We start from the raw sequence: 11,537 nt of genomic DNA on the forward strand, positions 1-11,537 counted from the left end.
CTGATAATAATACAAGCCAAGACGTTCCTAATGCTGTTACAAAGAAACGATCTTTTGACCAATCACGCATCGTTTCGTCTGACCCTTCTTGTCTCCAAGAAAATGTTTGAATAAGTTGACCTGCAACTAATGCAGCAAATGCTGATGTTTGCGCTACCGCAAGAGGCACGCCAGCTGCTAAGCTCATACCGAATAAAGCAAGTGAACCCGCTCCAAGCAGTATGCCTCGCGTTACAACCTTTTTGTATAGCTCTTTATCAACAATATCTTGACGTTTCGTTTGCTTCGTTTTGTTTCCAGGATTTACAGCTAAAATCATCGCTGGTAAAGCATCTGTAATAAGATTCATTAATAAAATTTGAATTGGCACTAACGGAATGGGCATTCCCGCAATAACTGCTGCACTTGTCACTAATACTTCAGCTAAATTTCCCGTTAATAAACACCCAACCGCTTTTCGAATATTACCAATGATCGTTCTACCTTCTTTTACCCCTTCCACAATGGAACCGAAATGATCTTTTTTCAATATAAGATCAGCAGCCTCTTTCGTTACTTCTGTTCCCGTTTGCCCCATTGCAATACCGATGTTCGCTTTCTTTATAGCAGGCGTATCATTCACACCATCTCCAGTCATCGCAACAATTTGACCGTCAGCTTGATATGCAGTTACTATGCGTAATTTATGGGCTGGTGTTACTCGCGCAAACACAGACGTGTTTTTCACGATATTTTCCAACTCTTCATCTGTTAAATTATCAATTTCTATCCCTGTTAAAACACGATCATCACGATTCCAAATGCCAGTCTGCTTCGCAATAGAGATCGCGGTAGTCGGATGATCCCCAGTAATCATGACTGGTTTTACACCAAGTTCAATCGCTTCACGAATACTCTCTTCCACTTCAGGTTTCGGCGGATCAATCATACCAACTAATCCAACAAAAATAAGGTCATCATTTTCACCATTACTATACGCAAACCCTAATACTCGCAGCGCCTGTTCTGCAAAACCTTCATTTTGTTGTAAAATCACTTCTTTTTCCTCATCACATAACGGATAGATTTCGCCATTATGTTGATACCATTTACATCTAGTAAGAATCGCCTCTACAGATCCTTTCGAAAACTTATAGATTGATTCATTTTCCTTACAAACGACACTCATAATTTTCGTCTCAGAGTCAAACGGTTCTTCATGATGTCGTTCAAATGATTTCATATCTTCATGTGAAACCCCCACTTTAGAGGCCAAACTTAACAAAGCTCCTTCAGTCGGGTCACCTTTCACAATCCACTGATCCTCCTCTTGTTCTAATTTACTATTATTACAAAGAACACTAATTTGCAGAACGCGAACTAAATCTGGATGTTCTAATGGTGTATTTTCACTTTCATGATAAGTCACTTCTTCTACTTCCATCTCTACAGCAGCAGCGACTTTAGATGACGTTACATCCGAAATCTTACCAACTGGTTCATATCCGTCACCAGATACACTCCATACACGATTTGGCGTAGCGATCACTTTAACCGTCATTTCGTTCTTCGTAAGAGTACCTGTTTTATCAGAGCAAATAACCGTTGTTCTACCCAACGTTTCTAAACTGGAGAGCTTCCGAACGAGCGCATTTTGCTTCTGCATACGGAATATCCCTGCGCTTAAAGCGATTGTAATCATAATCGGCAAACCTTCTGGAACAGCTGATGCTGTAAGGGCAACCGATGTTGTAATCATTTGCGTAATTGGTAAACCACGTAGTAATCCCGCTACAAGTACAATACCACCAGCTACAAAAGCCCCTTTAATAAATGTTTTACTAATAGACGTCACCTTTTGCTGGAGTGGTGTAGGCTCTGTTTCTTCTCCTTTCATCAAGGAAATCATATAGCCCATTTCTGTACTCATCCCTGTTTCTACTACTATAGCTCTCGCTTTACCGCGCGTTACAGACGTACCCATAAAGAGCATATTATTCCGCTCCGCTAACGAACATTCTTCTCCTATAGCATCCACTTTCTTCTCAACAGGTAGAGACTCCCCCGTTAACATCGCTTCATTCACTTCCAAATTCCAAGAATGTATAGTACGAAGATCAGCAGGTACACGGTCTCCAGCCTGCAGGCAAACAATATCACCGGGAACAAGCTCACTACTTGCTATTTCTACTTCTTCCCCTTCTCGAAGTACTATACAATTCGGCGCACGGAATTGATTTAAAGCTTCCACTACTTTTTCGGCCTTCCGCTCTTGAAGAGTTCCAATTACCGCATTGACAACGAGGATTATGCCCATTGCTAATCCGTCAAACACACCGCCTGATAACACAGACAATCCAGCTGCTCCAAATAAAATAAGCGATGTAAACTCTTTAAATTGGCCCATAAATGAAACAATCCAAGGAACAGACTGCTTCGGTTCAATTGTATTCACCCCATACTTTTCTTGTCGCACTTGCACTTCTTGCTCACTTAATCCTCGCTGTTTCTCCACTTGTAAATCATTTATTACATCTTCTTGCGAGAGTGTATACCATTTAGTAGAAGGCTCTCTCACTGACGAGTCGTTCTTATTTACTATCTCTTTATTAGAAAAAATCTTCTCACTCACCCGCTTCGCTCTAGATAAAAATGTTAAAGATAGAGCATTCGCCATTAAAGCGATGACAGGTGCAGTAAATATAGACCAAACAGCCAACATCTCTCCAGCAATATTCCACATTTTTGCTACTCGAAAATGTTCTTTCACTAGCATATCTATTCGTTTTGCATACGCTATTGATTGGAAAATATTTTTCATTTCATAGCGAGATACTGACGGAAATTCATTCTTTTCCTCACATACAAATAACACTTCTTCCCCATTCAAACGGATACGCTCTACACGTTCTACAACATCGCTATGTTGCCAGCTTGTATCCATACCGTATTGCGTAATAACATCCTCATTTATATTTAAACTATTTCCCATAACAGCTATTGCCCATTTATTTTCGTTTAACTTATGAAAGATATTTGCAAACTCAGGAACAATTGTTATTTTTGATCCAACTAACAATCCGAGGCATTTTTGACCCTTTGCCACAAGCTGAACGTTAAATCCTTCTTTGCTCAATCTCTTCGCTTCTAACTCATATAGGCTTATATCTACACCATTTCGTTCTGCAAATTCTTTACTACCGACAAAAGATGGCATACCTTGTATTTCACCTTTTATCCCTTCATCATCAGCTTCAACTTCAAAAGCTTTCCTTAACGTTCTTCTTGTTTGCTTCGCTCGTTGCACAACCTCATCTTTCCAATCATGCTCACTTTTCTCTAGTAACGAAGCTGCCGTGCACAAAACTTGCCCTTCATCTTCTGAAACGCAGCTAATCCCCGCTTCTTCATTACGGAATATACGAGACACATCGTCAAATACGACCGTTCTCGTTCGAGACAATTGAGATAATGACCCTTCATTTGGAATAACGTATCCTCTTTCTCGCGCAACGAGATCCCCTTGTCGCCACGCATACTCAGCAGACGAAACAGCAGGTTTTGGATTCGCAGCTAATAAAACCGCCATTCCGCGTAACGGATTTCTCGTAAATGCCCATGTTGCTCCGCCAAAAAGCATGCCCCATTTCGATTGTCTTTCACTGTATGCTTTAATCTCCGGGGATAAAATCCTTTCTTTGTACGAATCTGTTTCTTCATTTATATTCGCCTGACTACGCTTCCAATTTAAATAGTTTAATAGACTAAGTCCCGCTAATACGACAATATTTTCTCGCGCAAGTGCTAACGCTAGCGTTCCTATGCCAAGCACTAAATCAGAATTCACTTTTTTGCTAGCAACCATTTTTTTGAATCCTCGTTTAAGAAACGGATATCCTGTTACAACGGATAAAGCACCCGATACATAAAAAAGCCCTGGACTTCTAGCTAAAGCTGACCTTCCCATAAATAATTGCTTTATACCAAATGCACCTAATCCAGCGACAGAAAGCGCTAACGGTAACGGGACACCTTCACCTTTTTTCTCGTAAGAAATTACACTAGATGAAGAATCTTCTACTTTCTTCGTTTCTTCCATATTATTAAGGTTATTATTCTTTGTAATTTGTTCTTCTAGGAGTTTAATTATTTCACAAATTGTATGTAGAGAGGTCTTGTTGATATCGTAAGTAATAAGGGCTCTTCCTGTAGAAATAGAGGGACTTACTTGATAAATACCTTCCACGTCACGAAAACGTTCTACTATCAAGTTCGCCATATTTGTATTGTATTTCAGTTTATATATTTCAATTCGAATTCTTCCAGGTAACGATCGTATAAATCTCGTTTTCAATGATTTACTCTGCATCATCATCCTCCTTATTCTTGTAAATGAAATAACATCACTTACTATTTAAGGAGTAACAGGTAGGCTTTCATAATCTACACTCTCATTCGAATGATATGCATTTACACGAGATGCCCATTTTTCCTGGAATTTAGAAATTGTAATCGGCACTGCTTCTACTGCTCCGATAATTGGTGATACTGTTTTTACCGCCGCTTTTCGTGCCGCTTCTTTAACTTTCGGCAGAGCTTCTTCCATTTCTGAACCAGCACTTTTCATTTGTTCTTTTGCACCGAGAAAAGCAGATACTGTTTTTACCGCTAATTTTCTTAACCCCGTTCTCGCTTTCGGTGACGCCAATATAACTGCTGCTACCCCAACAGCTATACCGATTGGTGATTTCATAAATCGAAACATGTACATTTCTCCTCACTTCATTATTTTTGAGTCTGTAAAATGAATCAATCCTATCCAAGCTAAGTAAACGTGTAATCCATTCCGTCACATCCTTTTTTTGTAAAAAGTATATATCGAGTATATATTTTCATTTGCATTATTTCAACAATTTATTAGTTTTTTGTAAATTTTATGTTAATTCAGAAAAAGGTTTTGTGAACTTTTCTATTCTTATGCAAGTATACAGGTAATATATTCCACATTATTCTTGCTCAATTATTGAGATTATATTGAGAATTCGTTTTGTTTTTTTACAAATCACAAACTAAGACATGCACTTTTACGAAACAAATTTTATATACTATAAAAAATGCCTCAGGGAGTGATTTTCATGAGCTTATCCTATTGGAAATACGCAATTCTTAATCATATCACTACAAATTTTCGCACCTTCTTATTTAATATCATTGTCGCTATTTTAGGTGAAATCGCACTTTTCCTCGTCCTAAGTTTTGTCCCAAAAAGATTTCATAAATTTTTCGCATAAAAAGGCCTGAGTTCCTATCTATTGTAGAACTCAGGCTGCTTAGCTTTATTGAATGTAGGGGAACCGTTACATAGTGTTTATATTCGCATCTTGAAATACCCCATCTAGTATTTGGTAGAATATATCGACGATTCTTCGGATATATCGACGATTTTTCAAATATATCAGCGATTATTTCAATATATCGACGTTTCGACACAGGATATCGATTTACCAGCAATTTTCGACATGACTTAAAAGTAAAATACCCCAGTGTCACTCACGAATCACCATACTTACTTTTATTCAAACTTAATATAATAAGAAATGCAATCGCTATTACAGCTAAAAAACGAACTGGATTAAACGGTGTTCCTACCGTTTCATTAAAGCGATGATAAATAAAAGGGATCATCTCAAGTACCATTAGCCCCATTGCAATTTGAAACGTCTCAGCCATCGCTTTATTTTTTATAAATACAGCACGCTCATCACCTTGTTTCCCAATCGCTATAAACATTTTTATACTAGCAAACACTACAAATAAAAAGACACTTAACGCAATAATAAAGTGAAACTTTAATCAGTGGGGGGTTCTTCATGCCCCACTGATTATTAGTTGAACCAATCGGACTTTTATGGGCAGTTGATCCCCCACCTAACTTCTTTGCTTTCGCTGAATTTTGAGGTGGGGGTCTTACTGCCCATTAAAGTCGGATAAAAATCAAACCATCCATCAAAATACACCTCTTATATGTAAAACTTATTTGACAAGAGTATAACACCTTTTACCCATCATGTAAAATATCTTTTACACGAAAAAGACGACCGTTTAACAGTCGTCTTTTCCAATTTATTTCGGAGCATTTCCTACATATTGCGTAATATCAACATTTAATGATTGCGCTAAACGCATACCGTACTCTTGATCTGCACGGAAGAAGTTACAAACAGCTAGTAATTTCGTGCGTTCATTTACGTCTTTTAAGTCATTTGTTAAGTTTGCAATTAAGTTGTCTTGCTCTTCTTTAGAGAATGAACGGTAACGCTCACCAGCTTGTTTGAAGTCATTTGGTTTGTCAATTTTCTCACGAGATACATAGCCTTCTACTTTCATAGTTGAATCACGGTAAGCTGGGTCTTCAACTGGATTTTCAGCATGACGGCTCGGCTCGTAGTTGATTGTAGATGGGTTTTGATTGATTTGCATCGCACCATCACGTTGTTGGTTATGAACAGCTGCATATGGGCAGTTTACAGGAATTTGTAAGTAGTTTGCACCAAGGCGATAACGCTGTGTATCCGGATAAGAGAATAAACGACCTTGTAATAATTTATCTTCAGATGGTTCAATACCATTTACTGTTGCACTTGGAGAGAACGCCACTTGTTCTACTTCAGCAAAGAAGTTTTTCGGGTTACGATTTAACGTCATTGTCCCTACTTCCATTAATGGAAAACGATCTTCTGGCCAAACTTTCGTTGGATCTAACGGATCGAAATCTAAAGAATCCGTTTCTTCTAGTTGCATCACTTGTACGTGTAAATCCCACTTCGGATAATTTCCTTTTTCGATTGCATCGAATAAGTCACGAGTTGCATGGTTGAAGTCTTTTCCTTGTACTTCTTGCACTTCTTTTGCACTTAAGTTACGTACACCTTGCTGTGGTTTCCAGTGATATTTAATGTAGACAATTTTACCTTCTGCATTAATCCATTTAAATGAATGTACACCGAACCCTTCCATTTCGCGATAGCTTGCTGGTGTACCGTAATCAGAAAATACCCATGTCATCATATGTGTAGATTCTGGACTTAACGTCATGAAATCCCAGTAACGATCTGGTGTTTGAATATTTGTATCAGGTGCTGGTTTTAAAGAATGCACCATATCAGGGAATTTAATTGCATCACGAATGAAGAAGACTGGTAAATGATTACCTACGATATCATAGTTTCCTTCTTCTGTATAAAATTTAACAGCGAACCCACGTGGATCACGAGCTGTTTCTGGAGAACCTTGACCATGAATAACCGTTGAAAAACGAACAAATACAGGCGTTTCAGTTCCTTCATTTTGTAAAAATGCTGCTTTCGTATATTGCTTCATGCTATTTTTCGTAACGAATACACCATGAGCACCTGCACCACGTGCGTGCACAACACGCTCTGGAATACGTTCACGATCAAAGTGAGCCAATTTTTCTACTAAATGATAGTCTTCTAATAATACTGGTCCACGTCGACCAGCTGTACGAGAATTTTGGTTGTCTCCAACCGGAGCACCTTGGTTTGTTGTTAAACGATTATTTGGATTCATCTAGGGGGATCCTCCTCTTTCTTTCGTAGTAATTATTATTTATTTAAAATTATTATAATCTAATTATTATTCAAAACTAAATCTTTGTCAACTACTTCTTTCATTTTTTTGGAAACAATTTCAGTTAAGCAATCGATAAATATAGATTGTGAATTTGGCATATTCGGCCTAAAATACGCAGCATTGATTTCATCCGTTACAACTCTACACTCGTAATCGTTGTCATATAAAACTTCTAAATGCTCTGCGACAAAGCCAACTGGACAATATATGAAAGATTCATATCTATGCTCCTCAAATAAATCTCTCGTTAAATCTTGCACATCCGGTCCAATCCATGGATCAGGTGTATTTCCGGCACTTTGCCAACCTATTGTATAATTTTGAATGTTTGCAGCTGCTGCGATTAAATCCGCCGTATGCTGCAATTGCTTCACATAAGGATCACCCGCCGCAATAATTTTCTCTGGTAAACTATGCGCAGAAAAAATTACAACTGCTTTCTCTTTATCTTCAATCTTTGTAAATGTTTCTTTTATTTGATCTGCCCAATACGAAATAAATTTCGGTTCATCATACCATTGTTCAATCGGTTCAATAACAGGACCACCAATTTCTTCGGAAAGACGAATAGCACGGTCATTATACGCTTTAATGCTAAAGGTAGAATAATGCGGCGCTAATACAATACTAATCGCCTGCTCAATCCCATCACTCTTCATCTCTTCTACTGCATCTTCTATAAATGGAGCTATATGTTTTAATCCTAAGTAACAATTAAATTCATACTCTGTAAATATATTATTCATTGAATCTGTTAATTTATGCGCTTGCTCTTTCGTAATTTTTGCAAGTGGTGAAATTCCGCCAATCGCTTTATAGCGCCCAATTAAATCTTGGAGTGCTTCTTCAGAAGGTTTGCGCCCGTGGCGAATATGTGTGTAGTACGCTTCTACATCCTCTAATGATTCTGGCGTTCCATATGCCATTACGAGTAAACCTATTTTTTTCTTTGTCATCTATATAACACCTCAATTTTATAAATGAGAATCTTTTTCAAGAACATTTGTTTCCAATTATAACAACTAATAATAAGTACGTCAAAATAATTATTCTAAATAAGTATTTTTTCTAATATAATTTTAAATTTTAGATGACAATTTTTTTAATAAAAAGCGACTTACATATAAAGTAAGTCGCTTTTCTTCTATTCTTTAATATTTACCCCGTATTCTTTAAACCAAACATGAATTTGCGCTAAATGAGCTAAAAGCTGAGGCCCAGTCATTAATTGACCGAACCAAGGTGTTTGAAATGCGCTGCCGCCTGACTCAATTAATCCGCTCAGCTGTTCTTTATCAAATAGTTCGTGTAAAATCGAGCCTTTATCCGTTAATAAATCTTGTAGCCACACCGTTACTGCTTTCGTATAGTGCGGATTATGCGTTTTCGGATACGGGCTCTTCTTTCTATATAAGATGTCATTTGGAAGTAATCCTTCTAGTGCTTTACGCAATAGACCTTTTTCGCGATTTTTATACATTTTCATTTCCCAAGGAATATTCCACGCATATTCGACAAGTCGGTGATCCGCAAATGGAACGCGTACTTCTAAGCTTGCGCCCATACTCATACGGTCTTTTCTGTCTAATAATGTTGTCATAAACCATACCATATTTAAATAAAATAATTGTCGTCTCTTTGCTTCAATTGGGCTTTCTCCCTCTAAAATAGGAACTTCTTGAATGGACTCTTCATAGCGCCTTTGTACATATTGTTGTAAATTTAATTTATTTCTCCATTCTTTCTTTAGCAATTGTTCACGTGCTTCTGTAGAACGCATCCACGGAAATGCACTCGATTGTAAATCATCTTCTCTATAAAACCACGGATAACCACCAAATATTTCATCTGCACATTCCCCAGATAAACCGACGACAAAATCTTGTTTAATTTCACGACAAAACCATAATAATGACGAATCAATATCTGCCATACCAGGCAAATCACGAACGAGTACAGCTTCTGTTAAATACTGCGCTAATTGTTCATTTGAAATGACGCATCGATGATGAATTGTTTGAAACGTCTCCGTCATCAAATGAATAAATGGTGCATCTGAATTTGGCTGGAATGCATTCGCTTTAAAATATTTGTCATTATCTTCGTAATCAATCGAATATGTGTGTAATTGCCCTTTTCTTGATCTTTCGTATTCTTTCGCAGCAATTGCTGTAATCGCGCTCGAATCTACACCACCTGATAGAAAAGTACACAGTGGTACATCAGAAACGAGCTGCCTTGTAATCGCATCTTGTAATAAAAAGCGTGTTTTCTCTACTGTTTCTTCAAAGGAGTCTTCGTGCTTTTTACTTTCTACATTCCAATATCTCCATATACATAAACCGTTCTTTGAAAATGTCATCGCATGACCTGGACGTAATTCTTTTATACCAGCATATATACCGTGACCAGGCGTTCTAGATGGTCCAAGGCCGAATATTTCGGATAATCCTTCTAACGTCACTTCCGCCTTCACATCTGGATGCGCCAATATCGCTTTTAACTCTGAACCAAATAGTAATCGCCCACTATCATATTTATAAAATAGTGGTTTTACACCTAATCGATCACGCGCGATAAACACTTGTTCTTTCTTTTCATCCCATACGGCAAACGCATATATACCGTTTAAATGATCGACACATTCTTCTTTCCATTCCATATACGATGCTAATAGTACTTCCGTATCAGAATGACCTTTGAACGTATATCCTCTTCTTAATAGTTCCTTTCGAATATCTTCCGTGTTATACAGTTCACCGTTATAACAAATTGCATAATTTGCTTCGTCCTTTAAACAAGTCATCGGCTGTTTACCACCTTCAGGATCAACAACGATTAACCGTTTATGTCCAAATGCAACATTTCCTTTAATCCAAACTTTATTATCATCTGGGCCACGCTTCGCTAACGTCTCAGCCATCTTCGTAACGACGTCCCGTTCTCCTTCTAATGAGCGTTTATAATCCACCCATCCTGTAATCCCGCACATATAAATCATCCTTCCATCTTATTTCTTTTCTTGAACGTGCAGTAATCCCCACCCTAAGAGTGCGGATTTAAAAATGAAAAAATTGCCGATAACCTACTATCCACATATGGAATAGCATCTTCACTCAGTAAAACGTGTTTTATTGTATGCCCACCTATGTGTAGATGTGTCTAGTTATAAAGAACGCATGAACTGTCTATAACAGAAATAACTACTTTTCATAAAGGAGAAATCGCGTATGATACAACGTAACCATATTTTATATAACCAGCCTCGCGCTCATACAGTCGGTAATGTAGAATATATAAACAATGAATGGGTATTCTTTGATGATGAAAATGAGGAAGCATTTTTATTAGAAGATATTGCCGGTGATGGCTTTGAAATTTTATATAACAACAACTGGCTACCAGCTCGTTTCTATGAACAAGATATATTACAAATCGCCAACGAACAGCACCATTTGCAAAATGGGGAAATGATACGCATTCGTAAAAAATTACTCCTTAGCTATACGGAATGGCTTGAGGAATTACCTGACTCTGTCTTTGCCTTATTAACAGAGGCATTGCAATCACTTCATTACTCTTTATATGATTGCATGTATTGTCATAATTATTTATCCTTTTTACCGAAAGATGAAGCATGCGAAGGAGTAAATATTCTTTTGTTTGATAACGAAGAGATGATTTGTACACTACAGCACCATTTCGTTCGTCACGCTACATCAAATAAAAATATGTTTCGTTTTACAAAAGTGAACGGAGAAGAGTTGCATATCGATGCGACATAAAATAAAAAACCACCTTATCTCCCAAGTCTTTGAGATTATAAGGTGGTTTTATTTTCTTTATTAGAATACTTTCCAACCAATCGGTAATTTCAGTCCTAGATAAATTACCGCTACTAGCGC

General features: G+C 37.5%; 7 protein-coding genes. 1 reads left to right on the plus strand and 6 read right to left on the minus strand.

Annotated elements, in window-relative coordinates:
- The 6 genes from MR079_RS25740 to asnB all read right to left on the minus strand — a co-directional run.
- Window positions 1-4,348 (minus strand): cation-translocating P-type ATPase (locus MR079_RS25740; protein WP_242294875.1); only part of this gene is annotated, 4,348 nt, incomplete at its 3' end.
- Window positions 4,349-4,393: 45 nt separating this feature from the next.
- Complete coding sequence (locus MR079_RS25745) at window positions 4,394-4,744, minus strand: YtxH domain-containing protein (protein ID WP_049113328.1); 351 nt, start codon at window positions 4,742-4,744, stop codon at window positions 4,394-4,396.
- 785 nt (window positions 4,745-5,529) lie between these two features.
- Window positions 5,530-5,769: a hypothetical protein gene (locus MR079_RS25750; RefSeq protein WP_242294876.1), complete on the minus strand. Its 240-nt coding sequence runs from the start codon at window positions 5,767-5,769 to the stop codon at window positions 5,530-5,532.
- A gap of 333 nt (window positions 5,770-6,102) precedes the next feature.
- Window positions 6,103-7,569 carry a catalase KatB gene (katB, locus tag MR079_RS25755; protein WP_001069174.1) on the minus strand — a complete coding sequence of 489 codons (1,467 nt, stop codon included), beginning with the start codon at window positions 7,567-7,569 and terminating at the stop codon, window positions 6,103-6,105.
- Window positions 7,570-7,628: 59 nt separating this feature from the next.
- On the minus strand, window positions 7,629-8,588 hold the full coding sequence (hemH, locus tag MR079_RS25760) for a ferrochelatase (RefSeq protein WP_139868718.1): 960 nt from the start codon (window positions 8,586-8,588) through the stop codon (window positions 7,629-7,631).
- Window positions 8,589-8,776: 188 nt separating this feature from the next.
- Window positions 8,777-10,624 carry an asparagine synthase (glutamine-hydrolyzing) gene (asnB, locus tag MR079_RS25765; RefSeq protein ID WP_139868720.1) on the minus strand — a complete coding sequence of 616 codons (1,848 nt, stop codon included), beginning with the start codon at window positions 10,622-10,624 and terminating at the stop codon, window positions 8,777-8,779.
- A 238-nt stretch (window positions 10,625-10,862) separates the two neighbouring features.
- Between asnB and MR079_RS25770 the strand changes: the two genes are divergently transcribed.
- Complete coding sequence (locus MR079_RS25770; protein ID WP_139868722.1) at window positions 10,863-11,417, plus strand: DUF2777 domain-containing protein; 555 nt, start codon at window positions 10,863-10,865, stop codon at window positions 11,415-11,417.
- Window positions 11,418-11,537 lie beyond the last annotated feature (120 nt).

The sequence above is a fragment of the Bacillus cereus group sp. BfR-BA-01381 genome, from assembly GCF_022663555.1.
In the GTDB taxonomy this organism is placed as follows: Bacteria; Bacillota; Bacilli; order Bacillales; family Bacillaceae_G; genus Bacillus_A; species Bacillus_A pacificus.

What these genes read in the sequence shown, in the direction of transcription:
- MR079_RS25745 (WP_049113328.1), bottom strand. Translation starts at nt 4,744, where the DNA reads ATGTTTCGATTTATGAAATCACCAATCGGTATAGCTGTTGGGGTAGCA.
- MR079_RS25750 (WP_242294876.1), bottom strand. Translation starts at nt 5,769, where the DNA reads ATGTTTATAGCGATTGGGAAACAAGGTGATGAGCGTGCTGTATTTATA.
- katB (WP_001069174.1), bottom strand. Translation starts at nt 7,569, where the DNA reads ATGAATCCAAATAATCGTTTAACAACAAACCAAGGTGCTCCGGTTGGA.
- hemH (WP_139868718.1), bottom strand. Translation starts at nt 8,588, where the DNA reads ATGACAAAGAAAAAAATAGGTTTACTCGTAATGGCATATGGAACGCCA.
- asnB (WP_139868720.1), bottom strand. Translation starts at nt 10,624, where the DNA reads ATGTGCGGGATTACAGGATGGGTGGATTATAAACGCTCATTAGAAGGA.
- MR079_RS25770 (WP_139868722.1), top strand. Translation starts at nt 10,863, where the DNA reads ATGATACAACGTAACCATATTTTATATAACCAGCCTCGCGCTCATACA.